The sequence below is a fragment of the Rhizomicrobium sp. genome, from assembly GCF_056722145.1.
Genome location: NZ_JBWZET010000303.1, coordinates 1 through 21,990 on the forward strand (window position 1 = coordinate 1; position 21,990 = coordinate 21,990).

Genomic DNA, 21,990 nt, shown 5'->3' on the forward strand with positions numbered 1-21,990 from the left:
GTCCGCTACAGACCACCATGCCGCTGACCTGCTCGCCCGAGCAATGCCTGGAGCATTTCGCCCCGCCGCTCCATCATGAGCGCGAGGCGGCGCGATAGACCAACGAACGCCGGACGACGCCGACCTCGATCATCTGCCGCAGACGGCGGCAGGATGAATTTCGCCGCACATTTGGCGCGCAACTACGCTCTGGCTACGCCACCCTGCATTGCCCAAGGTGCCAACCAAGGAACCCCGGCAAGAAGCCAATTATCTATAGCGCGAAGTAGATCAAACCACGAAACCAGCTCAATCCGCCAAAGGCGATCATCGCGATGATATGCTCGAAGGCGAGTTCAACCAGAATCGGGACCTGGCTCGCCATGCCTCGTCGACCTTATTTTGCGGGCCGCTCTTTGACCGAGGGATCGTGGATGCAACTTATCGAGCCCACCGTATTGGAACCGTATTCGACGTTGCCCGCTGGTGCCGGATTGTGATGCACAACCATCGGCGAATAGATGTAGCAGATCGTGCCATCCACCGGATCGCGCCAGCGCTGGATAACCGTGCCCTGCAAGGGGCCCGCAAACTGCCCCTGTAATTCCATCGGCGGAAATTGCGGCGGTTGCGGTTGATTTTGGCTTTGTGCCATGGAGCTCGATGCGTCGCTGTCCGAACGCAGCAGCGACCGCCCGCCATAACGCACCACCAAAAGCATAACGACAGCCACAACGATCGCCGTCGCGACGACCGCCGCAATAATCCGATTCATCACCCAGTTACCCTAGACTGCACAGTCATAATTAGAATTCCAAGGAAAGGCCGACGCGGCCCACCTTCTCTTTGAAGTCCGAAGATGCGCCGAAGCTGCCGCTCAGCACAACCGGATTATTGGAGAGGTCCCAGCGATGAGCAAGACCAAGTCCGAGGCCAACCATGCCGTTATAATACGATGTATTGGCATTGAGGGTTGTCTTGCCAGGAGCGGAGGGCGTGGTCGGAGAGGCCATCGCAGTGGCCGCCGCGATGCTGGCGCTCAACTGGTTGAGGTTGACGGCGTCGGTGCCGAGGGTTCCGCGAGCGACGTTGGTGATGCGCCGCTCATGCCCGACTGAACCGACCGACACGGTGTTGGGTGCGTCCGCGATCGAACCATAACCCAGGGCCACCGCCCCGTCGTACGTCGCCGTTGCACCCCTTCCGATCGCCGTCGCATTGTTGCCACTTGCGGTAGCGCCGTAGCCATAGGCCGAACCGCCGTTGGTCGCCGACGCGTTGTAGCCGACCGCCGTCGATCCAGTCGTGCCGCTCGCCTGGGCGCCCTGGCCCATCGCGACGCCGCCAACCGACGAGGATATTGATCCCTGGCCGATCGCGACCGATCCGGTCTGGTTGGCCTGCGAACCATCACCTATGGCAACGCTGCTGGCGCCGTAACCACGGGCGCCGTAGCCCATCGCAACAGCCCTGGTGGCGAAAGCCTGTGAATACGAACCGGTCGCTGTCGCACCATCCGCCGAGGCGACGCTGCCGTAGCCGTAGGCCACAGTTTCCGCACCGGAGGCGTAGGCGTTATGGCCGACGGCCGTGGCGTTCAACGCCGTGGCTTGGGCGGACGAACCGATCGCGGTTGAATAACCAGCATTGGCCAGAGCGCTGTCACCCATCGCCACGCTGCTCATACCGCTCGCCGCAGCATTGTAGCCATTCGCGACCGCATTGCTGCCCGATGCCAAGCTCAAATAACCGGCAGCATATGAGCTGAGGCCCGATGCTCTGCTCTTGGCGCCGACCGCAGCACTGTTGGCGCCGCTGGCCGCAGCGAGCTGGCCTATGGCGCTGCTATAATTGCCAGCCGCCAGCGCGCTATCGCCGTAGGCGGAGCTGCTCAACCCTGTCGCCGTGGCCGAGTAGCCTGTTGCTGTCGCGTTGGTGTTGGATGCGGCCGCCTGCGCGCCCACGGCCGAACTGTTGGTTCCCGTCGCAGAGCTGCCATAACCATACGACGCAGCACCAGCGCTGGTCGCCACAGCGTTATGTCCGCCGGCCGTTGCATTGGTTGCTGTTGCATTGCTGCCCGCCCCCCAAGCCACGGCGTAATCGGCGCTGGCAAGGGCGGCGTCGCCGCCCGCGAGGCTGCTGGCGCCGCTGGCCGTGCTACCGGCGGCAAACGCACCCGATTTCGCGCCGCTCGCGGTGCTGGACGAACCCGATGCGGTTGCCAAAGCGCCCGATGCCAGGGCGTGATCACCCATGGCCAAGCTGTTGGCCCCAGTCGAATAAGTGTCGTAGCCGAACGCTGCCGACATTTGGCCGCTCGCCTTGCTCGCCGCGCCTACGGCCATCGCTTGAGCACCGGTGGCCAGAGCACTGTCGCCTTCCGCAATGCTACTCACGCCGGTGGCATCGGCATTGGCACCTGACGCCACACTGTTGGCGCCATGCGCATAAGCATTGACCCCGAAGGCAGATGCATTGGTCGCATCGGCAACACTATAGGTGCCAACGGCAGTCGCATAGGTCGCTGTCGCTGTCGCAAACTTGCCCACCGCAGCACTGTCCATGCCCGTCGCAACGGTGTTGTCACCAAGAGCCGAACCGGCGTTTGACGCGAGCGAATAAGCACCCACCGCAACCGAGCCCGTGGCCAGCGAACCAGTGCCGATCGCGATCGCATTGGTTCCGGTCGAGCTCGACGATAAGCCGATGGCGATTGCGCCCGCGGCTGTCGCTTGCGATGTGTCGCCGATGGCCAAGCTGCTAAGGCCTGTTGCCGCCGCCGCAATACCGTACGCGCTGCTGCGGTCGCCGGTCGCTGCGGCAGTCGTGCCGACCGCCGTCGCACCGACGCCCGAAGCTAGAGAGGTATCGCCGACAGCTGTGGCCGATGCGTTGAGCGCAGCAGCCGATACGCCAATCGCCGTCGAGTTTGCTCCCTGGGCCACGCTGGCGGCACCAAAGGCCGAAGACGAAAGCCCCGAGGCACTGCTCAGCGTGCCATAGGCTGCGCTGGCGGAGCCCGACGCATTGCTAAGCGCGCCATAGGCTGCGCTGGCAGAGCCCGACGCAACACTCAGGTAACCGCCAGCCGAACTGGCAACACCACTCGCTGACGACTGATCCCCAAGCGCAAGGCTCGACAGACCTGAAGCCGTGCTGTGGGTGCCAAAGGCCGAACTGCTTGCGGCACTGGCACTCGCAAAAGTGCCAACCGCCGTCGCCTGGATTGCTGCAGCGGCGGAGTCAGCGCCAAAAGCTGACGCTTGTACTCCGGACGCCACCGCCAACATGCCGAAGGCCGCGCTGTTGGTTCCGGACGCGGAGGCAGATGCACCGATCGCGGCAGATGCCAGTCCGCTGGCACTCGCGTCATAGCCGGTGGCGATCGCGTAATTGCCGGTGGCCGAGGCGTTTGCCGCCTGTGCGATGCTGGCGGTGCCAGATGCCAGGGTGTTGAAGCCGTTCGCCGTCGACATGACGCCGGTCGCGTGGCTGGCATCACCATAGGCCGAGGCTTGGTCGGCGCTGGCGAGGGACAATTCACCCGACGCGATGGCAGAAGTGCCGCTCGCCAGTGATCCTTTACCCAGCGCAATCGAGCTGGTGCCGCTGGCGATGGAATTGGTGCCGATCGCCGTCGCGTTGGCTGCGCTGGCGCCAGCGGTATCGCCAATGGCGATGCTGCTGATGCCGGTGGCCGACGACACGGTACCAAGCGCCAAGCTATCGGTGCCGGACGCGGAGGCAGATGCACCGATCGCGGCAGATGCCAGTCCGCTGGCACTCGCGTCATAGCCAGTAGCGATCGCGTAATTGCCGGTGGCCGAGGCGTTTGCCGCCTGTGCGATGCTGGCGGTGCCAGATGCCAGAGTGTTGAAGCCATTGGCCGTCGACATGACGCCGGTCGCGTGGCTGGCATCACCATAGGCCGAGGCTTGGTCGGCGCTGGCGAGGGCCAATTCGCCCGACGCGATGGCGGAAGCGCCGCTCGCCAGAGAACCTTCACCCAGCGCAACCGAGCCGGTGCCGCTGGCGGTGGAATTGGTGCCGATCGCCGTCGCCCCCAAAGCGTCGGCGACAGCATAATTGCCGAAAGCGGACGTGTTGAGCGCGTCAGCGCGGGCAAAATCGCCGATCGCAGCTGAATTCGCAGCAGATGCAACGCTGCTTGTGCCGATTGCCGTGGCATTGGCCGCGCTGGCGCTCGCGGTGTCACCAATCGCGGTACTGCTGGCGCCGGTCGCCGATGAGACCGTTCCAAGCGCCAAGCTATCGGAGCCGGAAGCAGTATTGCCCAAACCCAGTGCGACGCTACTGTTGCCGCTGGCGCGGTTCTGCGCGCCGATGCCGAACGCGAACGTGCCTGACGCGATATTGTTGCTGCCGAGCCCAATGCTGCCAGTACCGCTAGCATTGTTGCTGAAGCCGCCTGAGAAGGCATAACTGCCGGAGGCTAGATTGTCGGCGCCGATTGCGGTGCTGGAAGCACCGGAGGCGGAGTTTGATGCGCCCGCAGCAAGGCTGTTCGTGCCGGACGCAAGATCAGCCGCACCGAGCGCGGTGCTGCCCGTAGCACTTGCAGCGCTGGCGTAGCCGCTGGCCAATGAGAAATCGCCAGTCGCGGCGGCGCTGTCGCCGTACGCCGCACTGCTGATGCCGGTAGCGGTCGCGGTTTGACCGATGGCCGTACTGTTGGCGCCACTCGCCGTGACGAGATCGCCGAACGCGATGCTGTTGAGGCCAGACGCCGTCGAACCGACACCGATTGCCGACGAATGAAGGCCGGAGGCCGTGTCGTTGGTACCCAAGGCGATTGCGTTTTCCGCCAGTGATTGGTTCGAGTCACCGATCGCAATAGCGTCGAGCTGATCGGCCAAGTTGTTGAAGCCTTGCGCGATGCTGTTGGCGCCGTTGGTGGTGTTGAACATCCCTACCGCAATGCTGTTGAGCGCGTTGGAGGCGTTCTGGGTGCCGAGCGCGATGCTGTTGTCGCCGTTGGTCTGGTTCAGCACGCCCTGCGCAATCGAATTGGCGCCGCGCGCAATGTTGCTGTCGCCGAGCGCCGTCGACGAAACGCCGAGTGCTTGGTTGCCCGCGCCTAGTGCGATCGTGTCATAGGCATCGGCGAGGTTCTTGAAGCCCGTAGCGATCGCATCGAACCCGTTGGCGGTATTCTCGGTACCCTGTGCAATGCTATGGACGCCATTGGCGGCGTTGTCAGTACCGAGCGCGATGGCATCAAGTGCATCAGCAGTGTTGCGCGTGCCTTGCGCGAGGGCGTTGTCGCCCGACGCCACGTTCGACGTGCCAAGCGCAACAGCATTCACGCCGCTCGCCAGGTTGTCATAGCCCTGCGCGATCGCGTTGGTGTTGGTCGCCTGATTGTTGGTCCCGAGTGCGATCGAGTAATCGCCGCTGGCCAGATTGTTGGTGCCTTGGGCGACACTGTTGATCCCGGAGGCGGTATTGTCGGTACCTAGCGCAATCGCATTCACGCCGCTGGCCAGGTTGTCATAGCCCTGGGCAATCGTGTTGGTGTTGGTCGCCTGATTGTTGGTTCCGAGTGCGATCGAGTAATCGCCGCTGGCCAAATTGTTGGTGCCTTGGGCGACACTGCTGATCCCGCTCGACGTATTGCCAGTGCCTAGCGCAATGGAGTTGTTGCCACTGGACGCATTGTTTGTGCCTTGGGCAATACTGTTGATGCCGTCCGACACGTTGCTAACGCCCAGCGCTACCGAGTTGAGACCGTTGGACGTATTGCCCGCACCCTGCGCAATGGAACTGTCGCCGTTCGACGTATTGGTGTCGCCGAACGCAATGGAACTGTTGCCGACCGCCGTGTTATCGTGACCGATGGCTGTGCTGGCAGTGCCGCTGGCGATGTTAGGATCGCCAAGCGCGACGCTGTAATCCCCCGTCGCCTGCGAACCGGTGCCGGCCGCAAAACCGTTGCTGCCAGACGCCACGGTATTCAGGCCGATCGCAATAGACTGCAGGCCCGAGGCGGCTGCGTTCTGTCCCAGTGCCGTGCTGGCACCGTTCGAGGCGGCAGCGGCATCGCCAATGGCAATGGCCTCGGCGTTTTTTGCATCGGCAGTCAGACCAAAGCTGACCGAACCGCTGCCCGACGCGTTTGCGCTGTTGCCGATGGCGATAGCATTGACATCGTCAGTCGTGGCAAGGGTTGAGCCGTCAGACGCGCCGCTCACGCCGGCGCCAGACAAGGCGCCGCCGCCGAGGGTGATACCGGCCTGATAGCTTACGCCGTCGGGATTGCCGAGGTTGATGGCCCCGCCGTCGGCCGCTACACCCTGGCCGACGTTTACATTGGCGTCCGCGTTCACCGTGCCGGCGAATTCGGCATCGCAACTCGGCAGAGTCGACGTGTAATCGGTGATCGCCTGGGCATCATCGGTAAGATTTTGCGCCGTTTGGGCTTCGATGGCGCCATCAAGACCGGTCGCAGTACCAACCACGTTTAGTGCCAGCCCAGCATCCAAAACGCCCGACGCGACACCGGCCGCAATCAGTTGCGCGCCCGCCTCGGCCAGACCAGGGGCAGCTCCGCCAGCATCCAACGGAACGGCCACGCCTACCGAGGCTTCCACCAAACCGCCGCCAGCAGCGGTGAACTCTTCAGTATCTTGCGTTGCAGCAGCGATATCGAGAGCCAGATTGCCGACTGCCGCCGTGGCACCGATAATGCCATCAGCAGCAGCAATATCATTGTGCGAGTTCGATGAGTCCGCCAAGCTATTGAGCTTGTTCGTGTACTGGTCGGCGCAACCGCCTTGGCCCACACCGTTATGGTCGCTCAGGCCGTAGGTGGACTGCTGTGCGTTGCTCGCTGCCAGCGCCCCATTGGCCGTAGGCGTGGTCGTCGAAATATTGGCCGCCAGCGCCGGTCGGGCCAACGGATAAGCCAGCATGAAGGCTCCGACCAGTGTCGTCGCCAGCAAGCGCGAGGCGAAGCTCCTTTGGCTCGCACTCCGCGGCCGGTTAACGATAGCCAGCGTATTGGCGCGGAATTCGACTGCGTTTGAGTTCTCACCCATCACTGCCCCCAATTATCTTCGAGCGCGTCGGCGCTCCCAAAAAAAGACCAACGACCGCGCCACTCACTGACCGCCGCTGGTATGCCGTTCGGCGGCTTTCAACATGGCATCGTAGGCTCTGGCAAAGCCTTTCAACGAGAAAATCAGTGAAACAGGCTTGCCGCCGTCGGCAACAACGTCGAGGCTGCCCTTCTGATCACTATTGGCTCTCAGCGCCGCGATAAAGTCAGGCGCTGCGATCGCCTCAACAAAGCAGCCATTGCGGTCGCAACGCCGAACTTCAAACGGCGATGACCGATAAGCCCCGGCAACCACCGTGACGCCTTTTGGGACGGCGATGCCGAGCGGAACTGCGATTTGTATGAAACTGGACTGGCGCACCGGTGCGTACGCGATCGACACCGTGACGATGCGACGGCCAGTCGCCTTTTGGTAAGCCCCAAACAGAGCATCGCACGGAGAAACCGATTTCACGGCAAAGCAACGAACCTGCCAATCATCGAAACGATCCAGTTCAGGCGCACCAGCGGCGAAACATGCGCGCGACAACAATACCGCGGCTGTGAACATCACCAAGGTATGAAGGAAAAACCTCACCACAGTACCCTCCGGATCCAGGAATGGCGTTTGGATTCGGCGTCACGCATTGCCGAGACTGCCTGCGAATAGCCCGTGTCCGACATCTTGCGGACGATCGGCCGCCCGCTGAGATCAGCGAAGGAAATGTCAATTTCGTGGGACCGGAGCACCGAGCGGTAGAGGTCGGCTGCGGGTCTTATGGTGGTCACACACCCCGCGTCGTTGCAGGTTCGGTAGGGGTAAGGCTTAAATTCGCTGCTGCCGATCTTCAGGCCGAGGCCCTTCGGCAGCAGGACGTTATGCGGCACCAGGACGTCGATACTCGGATCCTTCTCGTCAGCGGAGACGGTCACGCGAACGACGGACGATCCCGTCTTGGGATCGATCAAGTCCTGCGATGCGTTGCAATTCTTGTCAGCCTGGGCTCGCGCCGGGCAAGTCACGCGCCAATCGCCAAAGACGACGATCGAGGCGCCTTCCGCCACCGGGTTCACCAGACCGCGCGCGATCCACCCCGCGAGCAGGGTGGCCACGGCCAGAGTGGCGGCCAAACGCACCGGAACTATGCGAGGAATACTGATCATTTTTCGCCGCGAATAGTCTTGAACGTCGCCTCGATCAGATCCCTGGCGCCGACACGATATAGCGATGCCATGAACTCGATTGTCAGCAGTGCCGGGCCAATTGCCTGCCACTTGCAGTCGATGAATTTTGGATTGTGCAGTGTCGTTGGAATTAGCGACGAGAACACGATCGCACAGCGCTCGAACGTGCAATCATAAAAGGAGGAACCGTCGAGATGAACGGTGACGTCGGAGAATGTCTGGTTTTTGGCAATCATGTCTGTCTCTGCTGAGGTGCTTGCGGAAAAATGCGAAATGACAGTTCCGAAGCCGAGCCCATTCCCGGCTCCGGAACATTTCTGATTACCACTTGTAGCGAAGGCCGCCGCTGGCCTGGACTTCGGTGAACTGGTTGTTGAACTTGGCGCTAGAGCTGATGAAGCCCGACCAGCCACCCCAGGACGAGCCTGACAGGTTCAAGCTGCCACCAACTTCGCCAAAGCCCTTTTCACGGCTGTTGTCGTCGAACGATAGCGCCGGACCTGCCGACGTCAGTGTCATGTTGGTGTGCGTAACGAACTCGTCCCAATAACGTCCCGTCAGCGACGCCGTCAGGACAGAGCCGCCTTGGTCTGAGAGAACGCCGCCAAGACGTGCACCGATCGCACCACGCACCGAGTCACCGTCGGTGAATTTCGCCGTTGTCCCCAAGACCGAAAACTGGTCAACGCCGGCATCCAGATAGGAAATTGACACGATTGGTTCGAAGAATGACTTGGCATTGTCGCTGAGTGCGAAGTGGAATCCGGCGTTGGATATCACGCCCCATGTATCGGCATTGCCCTTTGGTGCGGCGTAGCCGAACGGCGATAGCGTGTTGAACTTGTAGTCCACGCTGAGCAGATCGCCCTTCAACATCACGTCGAGGAAGAATTTGCCGACGTAGTAGTCCGCCGAGCCGTGCAGCGTCACGCCGCTGTACCCGAAGGAATTGCCCGAGGATTTGAAGTCGAGGTCGGAACTGACATAGCCGGCGCCTGCGCCCACGACCAACTGATCGCCGTCGGCGAGAAGGTTATGGGTTGCTCGATCAACGCCGACCTGCACCGCAAGCAAGTCCTGGTTGAAGCTTGTATCCACCGGTACAATCGAACTCGCAGCGGAAACGTAGGAACCGAAGCCGTGGAGCGGATTAGTGCGTTCGGTCCAGCTGCCGGTCACCTTCATCCAGAAATTGGGCGCGCTGGTGGTGTTGCCATAAGCCCAATCATTGCGCACTTCCTGCTGACGTTCGGTGACGGCCTGGCTGCTTTCGTACCAGACATTCTGCGCGCCCGTCGCCGCCAGACCCAGTTCGAAGACTTCAACGTCCGGCAGGCCATAGAGGCGATATTCGGAAGAGTTCGGGCCTGTCAGACCATCAGATGTCGCTTCGGCATGCGTTGATTGCAGCAGAGGATAGAACCAGAAGCCCTTCTTGATGGCCCCCATCGGACCGCGCGAGGCCTGCAGCACAGCCGTATTGGGAGCGGCCGTGAGACCTCCGAGCACGAAGGCGTTGGAGCTCGTGCCATTCACCGCCGCCAGTGTGATACCGACCGGGTTGTAAGCGCCCGAAGCGGTGTTGGTGTCGTTGACGAGGATGCTTGTCGAACCGGTGGCGGTGCCGCTGATGACCAGACGGTCGGACGGTACGCTGGTGCCCGTCGAGCTGGCGGAACCGACGAAAGTATCGAGGCCAAGGCGAGCGCCACTACCGCCGGCGTAGTTGTAGGTCGCGCCCGGAGTGTAGGTGTTATTCACCGCGGTCGCGTTCAGCGTCACCTGGTCGGTGGTCGCTGCACCGGATGTACGCAGATTGATCAGGCCAACGGCGTTGGTGAAGCTCGAGGTCGAGTTGCCGACGAACGCCGCCGAACCGTGCACATTGACCGTGCCGGAGTTGGTGACGGTCTGGCCGCCGCCGGAAGCACTAAAGGTCGTTACATCGGCCGCACCGTAGAGACCGGCGTTGATGATGCCGCCGTTGACGATGGTGTTAAGCCCGGTGAAGTTGGTTGTGGCGGCCGCCAGCGCGTTGCCGGCGTTGAGCGTACCGGAGTTGGTCAGCGCGTTGGAACCGCTGGTGCCGAACGCCGCACCTACCGTTGCGCCGTTGTCGCGAACGTTCCAGGTGCCCGAGTTGGCGAGCGAGTTGGTCTGGTTCGAGAGCGCGATTTCGCCGTTCAACGTCCCGGCGTTGCTGATGACAAACACGCCAGTGGTCGCAGGCGTGTAGATCGCCATATCCGCCGCGCGGTTGTTGGCCGTCGTGTTCGCCGATGAGATAACGCCGGCCGCGTTGTTGGTGATCGTGATCGTCTTCGTACCCGTCGCCGACACGTAGATCACCGGGTTCGCAAGTGTCCCGGCGCCCGTGATCGTACCGGAGTTGGCGATCCCGATCGTGCCGGTGCCGGATTGGACCAACTTGGCCGCCATCGCCGTAGTGCCGCCGGAGATGGTGGCGCCAGGCGCGACAGTAAGAGCCAAATTGCCGACGCCGGTCGCTACTTCGTTGACCGCCGCATAACCCACGCCGACCGCCGAGGTGGTACCACCGTTGACGGTTACCAGCGTGTTGCCGTTCACCGCCGATGTCGCGATGCCGTTCAACGCCGTACCCGTGACGTTGTTGGCGGCAGTGATGCCGATGGCGCCGGCGCCCGTCGTCAGCGCGGAGATGCCAGTGCCGCCGCCACTAACCGTGCCGGCCGTGTTAATGGTGATATTGCCGCCCGCCGCTTGCGCTTTGATGCCGTAGCGCGTCGCGCCGGTTCCCGCTGCCACGTTGCCGACGCCGGTAATGATGACATTGCCGGTGCCGACAGTCACGGCGTCAATACCGTCCAGACCGCCCGCCGCAACAGTGACCGTTCCGCTGCGAGTAATATCGATGTTGGAGGCATTGGAAGCGTTGGTGATGCTGGCCGTGATGCCGACGCCCGTCGTGGCGCTGGTATTGCCCGCACCGCCGATCAGAATACCATCCTGACCGGCCACCGGACCCAATCCAGCCGCGTTGGCAGCAATGCCGCCACCCGACGTACCGGCATACGTGCCGGAACCCGTGATGGTCAGCTTGCCAAGCCCCAAGGATACTGAATACGCGGCCCAACTTCCGGAAACAGTTTGCGCATTGTTGGTGACAACCGTGCCACCATCCACTGCCGACGTATTGATGCCAGGTCCGCTGGCGTTGGTTGCCGTGATATTCCCCGCGGCGCCTGAAGCCGTCGTTACGGTCACAGTCCCGGTACCACCCGTCCCCGCCTGGATGCCACCACCGGAGACAACCGTGCCCGCTGGCGTCACCGAAACATTGCCGACCGTGGCGGCAGCGATGATGCCGTAGTAGTTGTTGCCGCCCGTGACGTTGCCGACTCCGGTGACCGACACATCACCAGTGCCGTTGGTAATCGCGGAAATACCCGCGGTACCGCCGCTGACAGTGCCCGTGCGATTGATCAGGATATTCGAGGCATTCGCAGCGTTGAGAATTTCCGCATCTATACCAATGGCGGAACCGCTGGCCGCCTTGCCGCTGCCGGTGACCAGGATACCGCTCGTTGCCGCACCCGATCCGATTCCACTCGACACGACCATGATGCCATCTGCCGTTCCGCCTGAGTAGATTCCAGAACCGGCAACAGTGAGCTTGCCAAGACCGGTCGAAACGACTTGAGCACCGTAAGACGCACCGCTGACCGCAACGGCATTGTTCGTCACGACCGTATCGCCGTCGACGGCATTGGTCACGATACCTTGCAGATTCGAGCCGGTGACGTTGCCGCCGGCGCCCGAAGCCGTGGTGACAGTCACGCTGCCGCTCCCGACAGCCGTGGCCACGATGCCCTGACCGGCCGAAACCGTTCCGGCCGGCGTCACGACGACATTGCCATTACCGCCGGAGGAAGAAGCATAAATGCCGGTCCAGTTCGAGCCGCCCGTGACATTGCCCGTGCCGGTGACAGTGACATTGCCGCCGCTGGACGAAATTGCACTTATGCCATCCGCGGAACCGCTTACCGTGCCCGTGCGATTGACCAGCACATTGCCGGTAATTGTCGATGCGAGGACGCCGACACCTCCGGTGGCTGTCGTATTGCCTGAACCAGTGACGGTGACATTGCCTGAACCATTGGCAAATATTTCGATGCCGTTGCTGCCGCCAATAACGGCACCCGTGCCGCCGACCGATACCTGCCCCGCCGATGTCATGTCGGTGGCGCCCGCATAGATACCGTCGAGCAGGCCCGTGACCGTAGCATTCGCGGTAACGGAGACATTGCCGAACGCGCTCGTAGCGTAGATGCCGGGGTCACCATTGACTACGGAATTGGTCAGGATGGTGACGTTGCCAAGGCCCCAAGCGCGCGCATCAACGCCATCCCCGGTGCCGAGGCTCTGGACCGTGGTCCCGGTTGCCGTAGTGACGTTGATATCTCCGTCCACCGCACGCGCGTGAATGCCATCCTGCGTGAGGCCGGTGATATTGCCGACCGTAACAACATTCACCGTGCCGGCCATTGTGGCGTGGGCGTAAATGCCCATGTCGCCCGACACCGTGCCGGCGGGTTCGACATCAACGTTGCCGCCGCCATACGCCCGGACATAGATGCCCACCGTTCCGGCACCGGTTCCGGCCGTAACATTTCCGACGCCCGTGACAGTAACGTTGCCCGAGCCAACGGTCGTCGCATCGATTCCATCTAGACCCCCGGGCGCCACCGAGACCGTGCCGGTCCGGTTGATCATGATGTTCGAGCTCGAAGGGTAGGTGATCTGGGCGTTGATACCAAATCCCGTCGTCGCACTGGTGTTGCCCGCGCCGCTAATCAGGATGCCATTGCCGGACGTCGGACCGACACCAGAGAGGGAAGCGTAGATGCCGCCAACCGTGTCACCGGTGTAAGTGCCGCTTCCAGTGACAACGACGTTGCCAGAACCCGTCGCCATGGCGCTCGCGCCAAGCGTGGCGCCCCACACCGTGGCGGCATTGTTGGTGAGCGTCACCGTGCCATTGACGGCTGAGGCGGCGATGCCGATTGACGACGTCCCGGTGACATTGCCGGCCGCGCCGGATGCCGTCGTAACCGTAACATTGCCATTGCCGACCGCCGAGGCGCCGATGCCGATACCTGCCACCACCGTACCGGCCGGTGTAACAACGACGTTGCCATTGCCGCCTGTCGCAACGGCCGAAATACCCGTAAAGCTTGGACCACCGGAGACATTACCGACGCCGGCCACGGTGATATTGCCGCCCGCTGTCGCTGCCGCATGGACGCCGTCGTAGGTGCCGCTGATCGTGCCGGTACGGTCGACCAGAATGTCACCCGACGTCGACAGGGCGCTGATCCCGTAGCCGTTCGAACCTGTCGTCTTGCCCGAACCGGTCACCCTGACCGTGCCGGAGCCATTGGCGAAGGCTTCGATACCATTGGTACCGCCGGTGACGTTTCCGGTTCCGCCGACCCATACATTGCCGGTGCTGGAGGCACTGGTCGAACCAGCATAGATGCCGTCGAGCAGGCCAGTCGTCGATGCATTGGCCGTAACAGTGACATTGCCAAGCACGCTGGTCGCATAGACGGCCGGATCGCCGCTCACCGCCGAGTTGGCAAGAATGGTGACGTTGCCGAGGCCCGAAGCGCGGGCATCAATGCCGTCTCCGGAGCCGAGGCTCGCAACCGTAGTGAGCGCGGCGGTCGTCACGGCGATATCGCCATCAACCGACCTGGCCCGGATGCCGTCGTCAGTGGAACCGGTGATGTTGCCAACGGTGGTGACGGTCACCGTGCCGTTGAGAGCTGTCTCGGCGTCGATACCAAGATAACCAGATACCGTACCCGCCGGCGTAACAAGGACGTTGCCGCCCGAGGATGCCGCCAAGATGCCAACGTCGTCGACACCGGTTCCGGCTGTGACATTGCCGACGCCAGTGACCGTAACATCGCCTATTCCCGCGGTCGTTGCGGCAATGCCGTCGCCGCCCGCCGCCATCACATTCACCGTGCCGGAGCGGTTGACCAGGATGTTCGCAGCATTCGAAGAATTGGTGATTTCGGCCACAATGCCTGCGCCAGTCGTGGCCGAGGTATTGCCCGAGCCGCTGACGACGATCGCGTTGGCGCCGGCTGCCGGGCCGGTGCCGGTGTCAGTGACCCAGATGCCAGTCACCGTTCCGCCGGCGTAGTTTCCAGAACCCGTGATGGTGGCCGTTCCGGCCCCAAGCACAATTCCGCGGCCAGCAGTTGTCGCACCACTGACCGTCGCCGCACTATTCGTGATCAGCAAATCGCCGTCGACCAAAAGGCCCGCGATACCATTGCCCAAAACGCCGGTGACGTTACCCGCCGCTCCTGTGGCCGTGGTGATCGCGATATCGCCACTATTAGTCGTCGCGGCCCCGATACCGATCGCGCCCGATACCGTTCCAGCCGGCGTGATCAGGATATCACCACCGCTGCTCAGCGCGCCGATACCGCGGTTGGTACCGGTCGTGCCGCCCTGAACGTTGCCAATGCCGGTAATGGAGATGTTTCCCGTACCAGCGGTGAGCGCGAGAATACCCGACAACCCGCCGGCAGCGACCGTGGTCGTCCCGGAGCGGTTAATCACGATATTGGCATCATTGAGGTTGTTGGTGATCACCGCCGATATGCCGACGCCGGTGGTAGCGCTGGTATTGCCGCTGCCCGTGATGAGGATCGCGGAGAGACTCGCTCCTGGGCCGGTTCCGGAATCGCTGACGCCGATACCGCCCCCCGTTCCGCCGACATAGTCGCCCGATCCGGTCACAAGGGCCTTGCCCGTACCCGATACGAACGAACGCTCGGCCCATGTCGTGCCGCTGATCGTCGTCGCATTGTTGTAAACGTTGGTATCGCCATTAACTGCGGACGTTTCGACACCAAAGCCCGCCACGCCAGTGATATTGCCGGTGCTTCCGCCGTAGGTCGTGACGTTGACGGTACCCGTGCCCAGCGTCGACGCCAGAACGCCGTTCCCACCCGTCACCGTCGAAGTCAGGTGCAAGGGGCTCGACAGATCAACGGCAACATTGCCGCCGCGCGATTCTGCGTCGATGCCAACGTAGGACGAGTTCGTGCCCGCGGTCACGTTGCCAACATGAACGACTGTCACGTCGCCGATGCCGGAGGTCGCCGCGACAATGCCCGATTTGCCGCCAGACGCCACCGAAACAGTGCCGGTGCGATTGACCAGGATATCGGACTGATTGCCGGAATTAGTGATCGAGGCGTAGATGCCGTAACCCGTCGTCGCCGACGTATTACCCGAACCCGTGATGGTGATGGCTGTTGCCGTCGGACCGGAACCGATGCCGGAATCGACCACACCGATGCCGCCGGCTGTGCCGCCAACGTAATTGCCCGCGCCCTGCACCGTAATCAGCCCCGACCCGGTGACCGCCGAGTCCGACGCCCAGGTCGTGCCGCTGATCGCAGCGGCGTTGTTGCTAATGACGGTGTCGCCGTTCTGGGCCGACGTATTGACGCCAAAGCCATTCAGGCCGGTGATGTTGCCAGATGTACCCGGCAACGTCGTCACGGTAACCAAGCCCGCGCCGGTGGTCGTCGCATTGACGCCATTGCCGCCGCTAACCTGGCCCGCTGGCGTTACGAGGACACTGCCGCCGTGCGATTGTGCATCGATGCCAATCGCCGAGGCACCCGTTCCCGCCGTCACACCGAGCACGCCGGTGACGGTCACAGCGCCATCGCCAGCGGTGGTTGCGATGATGCCGCTGCCACCACCGGCAGCGACGGACACCGCACCTGAGCGATTGATCAGAATATTGCCATGATTGGCGACGTTGGAGATCTCCGCATCGATTCCAACGCCAGTTGTCGCCGACGTTGTGCCCGTGCCGGTGACCAAAATCGCATTGCCGGAAGCCGGACCCGTGCCGCTCACAAACGCGCCGATGCCGCCGGATGTACCACCGACGTAATTGCCCGCGCCCTGGATACTGATTGTGCCAAGGCCGGTCGAATTCGAAACCGAAGCCCAAACGCTACCGCTGATAGCGGCCGCGTTGTTTGTGATGACTGTTACGCCATTCTGCGCGCTGGTTTGAACGCCGTCGCCGGCATCGCCAGTGACATTGCCCAGCGAACCAAAGGCCGTTGTCACCGTCACGGTGCCCGCGCCATTTGTGGCACCGTACACACCGGCGCCGCCGCGAACCGAACCTGCCGGCTGGATAAGGATCGCGCCGCCTTGCGAAGACGCGTAAATGCCGGTTCCGGCATCGCTGCCCGTCACGTCACCCGGATTGACGACGCTGACATTGCCGTCGCCCGCGGTGGTGGCGCGAATCCCATCGCCGCTGCCCGCCAACCAATTCGATACGGAACCTGTGCGGTCGACCAAAATGTTTGAATGATTCGATGCGTTGGTAATCGACGCAAAAATTCCGCCGCTATCACCTGAGACATCGCCCGTACCACCAATCACAATACCGCCAACGCCGGTTCCCGGTCCAACACCGGACTGCGTCGCCAGGATCGCGTAATCATCGGATCCAGCGAACGCGCCAGAGCCCGTGACGGTTATCACGCCGCCGCCATGGGCACTGAGCTCGGCGCCCGAATTGGTGCCGGAAATCAACGCCGCATTATTGGTAAGATTGATGGTGCCGTCCTGCACTTGGACCAGAACGCCATCACCATCATTACCCGTAACGTTACCTCCGGCGCCAAGCGCCGTTGTAATGGTAACATTCCCGCCGTTCATCGCACCGGCGTCGATGCCGGTCAGGCCCGACACCGTCGAACCCGGCGTAACCGTAACGTTACCGTGGTCGTAGGCATGAGCAAAAATGCCAGTGCCTTCGGCGCCACTGATCGCGCCCGTATTGGTGACCAGAACGCTGCCTTCGGTCGATTGGGCAAAAATTCCAAACGCGCCAGCCGCGATAGAGCCGGTGCCGTCGACCGTGACGTTGCCATAGCCATTAGCCGAAATGCCGTACCCGGTGGAAGTATCGGCCGAGATCGGACCAACGTTCTTCACCAGCACTGCGCCGCCGGCACTGGTGGCGTTGATGCCGTATCCGACATCGACACCGGTGATCGCGCCGGTATTCTGCACCGTGACCGTGCCGTTGCCCGCCGTATAGGCATCAACGCCCGTTCCACCGGCTCCGGAAACGTAGATGGCGCCCGAACGATCAACCAGAACGCTCGACGTATTGCCGCTGTTGTAGATGAATGCTTCGATGCCAACCGTACCCTCGGTCGAGCCCGTGCCACTAACGGTCACGCTGCCTGACGTACCCAGATTGGCGGCCGCGATGCCATAGCCCGAGGCGTCGAGTGAGCCGCCGATCGATAGGGCGGCAATGCCATTGCCCCCGCTCACGCCGCCCGAACCGTCGACCAACACGCCGCCGGTGCCGTAGGTCGCCGCAATGATGCCCGTGCCATTGGCTTCGAGCGTACCGTTCTGATGAACCGTCACATTGGCAGTGTCGGCATTATTGAGTATTTGCGCATCAACGCCGGTCGTGGCGGCGATATACGAACCGACAGCATTGGTGACAGTAATCGCGCCACCAGCGCCGGTAACACGCCCATATTCGCCGCTGCCGGAAGCGTATAGATTGGCGCCACCGTTGAGATTGAACCCAACTCCGCCAGTATTGTTGTTCTGCGCATTGATGGCATTTCCGTCAGCGTAAACGCTGCCCAGCACGGTGGCGGAGATTACGCCGGTGCCGCTGCCGCTAATCGCTGCATCAATACCTGTCCCTGCATAGGCGAGACTCCCACCAATATCCTGCGCCGTAATGCCGATGCTGCCGCCTACCGACCGCGCGTAGATCCCCGCTCCGTCCAACAGGTCGCCTTGGATGGTGCCGCCGGTCAGGTCGATCGTAGTCACCCCATTCACGGCATTCGTCGCGACGCCAAAATCGTCGCCGCCGATGCCATCACCGGCGGAGATGAAACCAGTGGTGACAATATTGATTCTGCCCGTGAGCGCGTTGCTGGCGCTGATGCCGACGGCCACCAAGCTAAAGACGGAGCCGTCGCCCGAGTAGGCGATGTTGCCGCCGTTGCCTACCAGCGAAACTGCCACGCCATTAAGCGATTCGATCGTGCTGCCGGAGTTATTTACCAGGGTGATCGTTTCGGTGAGCGCGCTACCCTCTTGCAGGCCGAGCCCGAAACCACTGACCGTGGCGCCACCGGTGACCGACGCCGTGATCGGAGTGTTCGAATTCCAGAACTGGATTGCGTCGGACGACGCCGCAGACGCACCGTTAAGGTTAGTCGTGTTGGTCGTGATGGTGTTTCCGCACACGATGGTGCCACCAACACTGACCGAGCACGATGCATATGCGGGCTGCGATGTTGCAACGGCCGACAACAATAGTGCGGTGAGGCCCGACGACATCAGGAGCCTTGTCCGTGCGGACAGAGGTTTGGTTAGCGAATCGCCGCTCTGTGAACGAATGATGGTGGTGGAAAGAGCGGAACGCGCTTGGGCGCTGATAGACGTCTGCATAGACCCCCCGATGTGGACCCGTTTAGCCAGCCGACACGTCTCGGCTTTAATTGAATACCGATGTCGCTGGAGCCAAAGCCACCCGCAAATGGCTCAATATGAGTTATTTAAATGCAATTTAGTTGCATTTGATACTAATTGTAATCGGATAAGTGTAAGAAATCCAAGGTCTTATAACTACTTTGCTATTGCACTCGCTTACAATTTTTCCAATTTAAATTTCTTTGGCTTTTGCAAACTCAGAAGCACGTAGCTGCAATCACCTCTCAGCATCCTCAGAAAATGCATAAATGTGCGGAGCACCCGCGCCTCACGCGCACGGTTCGATTCCGCGGCGTGCATGCGCCGGACTTCTTGGCTTCATCCAACTAACAAGGCGGGCAAATTCTGCCCCGCGATAATTCTTCCAATGACTGGAACAAACGCACGGCGCTCAATTGGCTGATAATCAAGATGTGCGGCAAACGTTCCAACGCACGGGGCAAAACATAACCTGTGTGGCTTACCCTCTCACAAAGACCCCGTTTGGTAAGGAGGGCGATGTGGCGTCGTGTGGTTTCAGATGACATACCAAGACGCCGCGAAATTGCCATCGCACTCAGCGCACAACGCAAATCGTCCGGCGGCAAATCGTCCAATCCGCCGAATTTCCAGGTCAGCTCTTTATCATAGGTGATGTTCGCAACGCTCTCGCAAAATATGGTTGTCCAGATAGCCGCCGTGGTCAAATTGCCGTCGAACAGGGGCAAGTACACTTCCAGCAGCCGCAACAGAAAATTCGATGCCACAACGGCCAAGTGGGACTGTTTTTCGGCAAGAATATCGTCGCCATCCGGAATCCCTCGCGCGTCCGGAAACTCGACGCCGACAGACTTAAGCTCGCTTAGCATTTGCACATATCGATGAAGAACCTCGGCGCGCAAGCGCGCGACTCCGAGTTGAGCGAGATCGGTTACTGCAATTGCAACCCCGCCGGTGCTCGTCCTTTTGCACAAATCAGCTTGCGTCAACACCGCAACATAGCGGCGGGTCGTTTCATAGGATGCATAGAGCGATTCCGACATCGCCCTGATGCCGACCGGCCGTTCGGACTTTGCAAGCGTGTTCGCATGTCCGCTCGCCTGTGCGATGGCGAGCAGTGCAATGCCGTGTTTTGCATTACCGCGGTATAACGCGCCAACCTGTGTTAAACAGCGCAGCATAAAATTCGCGGCGATGCGGTTTAAGACATGGGGGGCTGTTTGGGTTTGGCTTGCGAATACCGACATCACCTGTATTGGCGGCGCTGGTGGAACGTGACGCCATATTGATGACGAAAACTCCCATCGCCGACCTCCCCCCTTTCTTAATTCGTCGAAAGTAGGAGTTGTTCGTGTCGATAGAAAGGGGTGGCATAGCGGCCATCTGCCGCCGAAGTTGGCCGCAACCGGGACGTTTACTCGCCTGGCGGAGAGCTGGCCTCGCGAATTTGAACAGAGGAATAGGTGGATTTCCTTCCTGATGGCGGCAAGGTTGCCGCGGAGCAGGAGAGACCACGAGACGACCACACCGGACCTTGGGGTGAAGAAACTGGAGTAAAATGGGCGTGTTTCGGATACAACAGAGGGCGCACGTTCACGTTTAAGTCCCTAACTGATAAAAATAATGCACCCAATTCAAACGCATAAATTCTGTATCGCTCCCATGATGGAGTGGACTGACCGGCATTGCCGGGTATTCCATCGCCAGTTGTCGGCGCGCGCCCGCCTTTATACCGAAATGGTGACGGCGCAGGCAGCGATCCGTGGCGACCGCGACAAGCTGCTGAGATACGACCCGGCCGAGCATCCGGTAGCGCTGCAGCTCGGCGGCTCCGAACCTGCGTTGCTGGCCGAAGCGGCCGCGATCGGGGCCGATTTTGGCTATGACGAGATCAATCTCAACGTCGGCTGCCCGTCGGACCGGGTGCAGTCGGGCAAGTTCGGTGCCTGCCTGATGCTGGAGCCCGATCTCGTCGCCGAGTGCATTGCGGCGATGGCCGCGCGCGTCAGCATTCCGGTCACCGTCAAATGCCGCATCGGCGTCGACGACCAGGACCCGCAAGAATCGCTGCGGGCGATGATCGCCAAGTGCAAGGCGGCGGGGGCGACCATCTTCATCGTTCATGCCCGCAAGGCGCTACTCGCCGGATTGTCGCCGCGCGACAACCGCACCGTGCCGCCGCTCGATTACGACCTCGTTTATGCGGTCAAGCGCGAAAATCCCGAACTGACCATCGTCCTCAACGGCGGCGTCGCCGACCTCGATGCGGCCGAGGCATGCCTTGCCCATGTCGATGGTGTCATGCTGGGCCGCGCCGCCTACCAATCGCCGGCGCTGCTGGCCGAGGTCGACGCGCGCCTCTACGGCGAAGCGGCGCGCGACGTCGATGCCGCGGTGACAGCCTTCACCCACTATGTCGAGAAAAAGCGCAGCGAAGGTGTGCCGCTCAATGCCATGACCCGTCACATCCTCGGCGTCTTCCACGGCCGCCCTGGCGCGCGCCAGTTCCGCCGTTATCTTTCTGAAAACGCGCCCCGGCACGAGGCGGGCGTCGAGGTGCTGCGTGAGGCGATCGCGAGGGTCGGCGCCCCGCGGCTCGAAACCGCCTAAGGTTTGAGATCGTCGGAATACTCGCCGCAACTGACCATCACGACGATGTCCTCGCCGGCGCGGCTCTCGAGATAGTGGTGGCCGCGCGCGGAACGATGCGTCAGCGGCTCGATCAGGGTCTGGAAATCGAACCAGCCTTCCTTATCCAGGCGCCAATGAAAGATGTCGGGTTCGACTTCGTCGCGTACAATGCCTTCCGCCTCGCCGACGGTTTCGAACAGTACCGACGAGCCATCGACCGAGCGGCTGGCGGTGATGTCGGCGAGCGATTCTGGCGCCTCGCCCTCGGCCGCCAGGGACAGCGCCTCGTACAGGCGGGCCACGTCTTCGGGACCACCCCAGATGATAAATTTCGGACCGCTGCTGAAGTCCTGGAAATAGCCGTACCGCAGCATGAAAGCCCTATCGGTTGACGGGCGGCAGGGGCCGAGCCTATCACGGCTGGGGAAAAGGGCGAACATGCGTGTAACCGACATCGGCAGGCGGACCGCAGCGGCGGTGCAGCGCTACCTCTCCGCCCCCGGACCCGAGGGCGCCTTGAACCGCGGCTTCGCAATTTTGGCTGTCGTGACCCTGGTGACCGCCTGGTTCAGCGAGAC

9 protein-coding genes are annotated in these 21,990 nt (G+C 61.8%); 1 reads left to right on the plus strand and 8 read right to left on the minus strand.

Annotation, left to right across the window (positions count from 1 at the left end; all coding sequences use genetic code 11):
* Nucleotides 1-376: 376 nt before the first annotated feature.
* The 7 genes from AC1P6P_RS16110 to AC1P6P_RS16140 form a co-directional block, all read right to left on the minus strand.
* Nucleotides 377-754, minus strand: a complete 378-nt coding sequence (locus AC1P6P_RS16110; RefSeq protein ID WP_481403466.1) for a hypothetical protein — start codon at nt 752-754, stop codon at nt 377-379.
* Between the two features lie 31 nt (nt 755-785).
* Nucleotides 786-7,040 (minus strand): hypothetical protein, encoded by a 6,255-nt coding sequence (locus tag AC1P6P_RS16115; RefSeq protein WP_481403467.1) that lies wholly within the window; start codon nt 7,038-7,040, stop codon nt 786-788.
* A gap of 63 nt (nt 7,041-7,103) precedes the next feature.
* The gene (locus AC1P6P_RS16120) at nt 7,104-7,637 is read right to left on the minus strand and encodes an invasion associated locus B family protein (protein ID WP_481403468.1); all 534 of its coding nucleotides are present in this window, start codon (nt 7,635-7,637) and stop codon (nt 7,104-7,106) included.
* Complete coding sequence (locus AC1P6P_RS16125) at nt 7,634-8,203, minus strand: invasion associated locus B family protein (RefSeq protein ID WP_481403469.1); 570 nt, start codon at nt 8,201-8,203, stop codon at nt 7,634-7,636. The genes AC1P6P_RS16120 and AC1P6P_RS16125 overlap by 4 nt, the downstream gene beginning before the upstream one ends.
* Nucleotides 8,200-8,460 carry a hypothetical protein gene (locus AC1P6P_RS16130; RefSeq protein ID WP_481403470.1) on the minus strand — a complete coding sequence of 87 codons (261 nt, stop codon included), beginning with the start codon at nt 8,458-8,460 and terminating at the stop codon, nt 8,200-8,202. Before AC1P6P_RS16130 ends, AC1P6P_RS16125 begins: the two co-directional genes overlap by 4 nt.
* Nucleotides 8,461-8,545: 85 nt before the next feature.
* Entirely contained in the window at nt 8,546-18,760 is a 10,215-nt protein-coding gene (locus AC1P6P_RS16135; RefSeq protein ID WP_481403471.1) for a hypothetical protein, read from the minus strand.
* A 368-nt stretch (nt 18,761-19,128) separates the two neighbouring features.
* Entirely contained in the window at nt 19,129-20,028 is a 900-nt protein-coding gene (locus AC1P6P_RS16140; RefSeq protein WP_481403472.1) for a hypothetical protein, read from the minus strand.
* A gap of 376 nt (nt 20,029-20,404) precedes the next feature.
* On the opposite strand from AC1P6P_RS16140, the gene dusA reads away from it, so the two are divergent.
* On the plus strand, nt 20,405-21,391 hold the full coding sequence (gene dusA, locus AC1P6P_RS16145) for a tRNA dihydrouridine(20/20a) synthase DusA (RefSeq protein ID WP_481403473.1): 987 nt from the start codon (nt 20,405-20,407) through the stop codon (nt 21,389-21,391).
* Here the strand turns inward: dusA and AC1P6P_RS16150 are convergent.
* Nucleotides 21,388-21,786: a hypothetical protein gene (locus tag AC1P6P_RS16150; protein WP_481403474.1), complete on the minus strand. Its 399-nt coding sequence runs from the start codon at nt 21,784-21,786 to the stop codon at nt 21,388-21,390. The two genes, dusA and AC1P6P_RS16150, sit on opposite strands and share 4 nt — an antisense overlap.
* Nucleotides 21,787-21,990 lie beyond the last annotated feature (204 nt).

Excerpts from the sequence above, each read along its gene's own strand:
- AC1P6P_RS16110 (WP_481403466.1), bottom strand. The coding sequence starts at position 754 with ATGAATCGGATTATTGCGGCGGTCGTCGCGACGGCGATCGTTGTGGCT.
- AC1P6P_RS16115 (WP_481403467.1), bottom strand. The coding sequence starts at position 7,040 with ATGGGTGAGAACTCAAACGCAGTCGAATTCCGCGCCAATACGCTGGCT.
- AC1P6P_RS16125 (WP_481403469.1), bottom strand. The coding sequence starts at position 8,203 with ATGATCAGTATTCCTCGCATAGTTCCGGTGCGTTTGGCCGCCACTCTG.
- AC1P6P_RS16130 (WP_481403470.1), bottom strand. The coding sequence starts at position 8,460 with ATGATTGCCAAAAACCAGACATTCTCCGACGTCACCGTTCATCTCGAC.
- AC1P6P_RS16135 (WP_481403471.1), bottom strand. The coding sequence starts at position 18,760 with ATGCAGACGTCTATCAGCGCCCAAGCGCGTTCCGCTCTTTCCACCACC.
- AC1P6P_RS16140 (WP_481403472.1), bottom strand. The coding sequence starts at position 20,028 with ATGTCGGTATTCGCAAGCCAAACCCAAACAGCCCCCCATGTCTTAAAC.
- dusA (WP_481403473.1), top strand. The coding sequence starts at position 20,405 with ATGCACCCAATTCAAACGCATAAATTCTGTATCGCTCCCATGATGGAG.
- AC1P6P_RS16150 (WP_481403474.1), bottom strand. The coding sequence starts at position 21,786 with ATGCTGCGGTACGGCTATTTCCAGGACTTCAGCAGCGGTCCGAAATTT.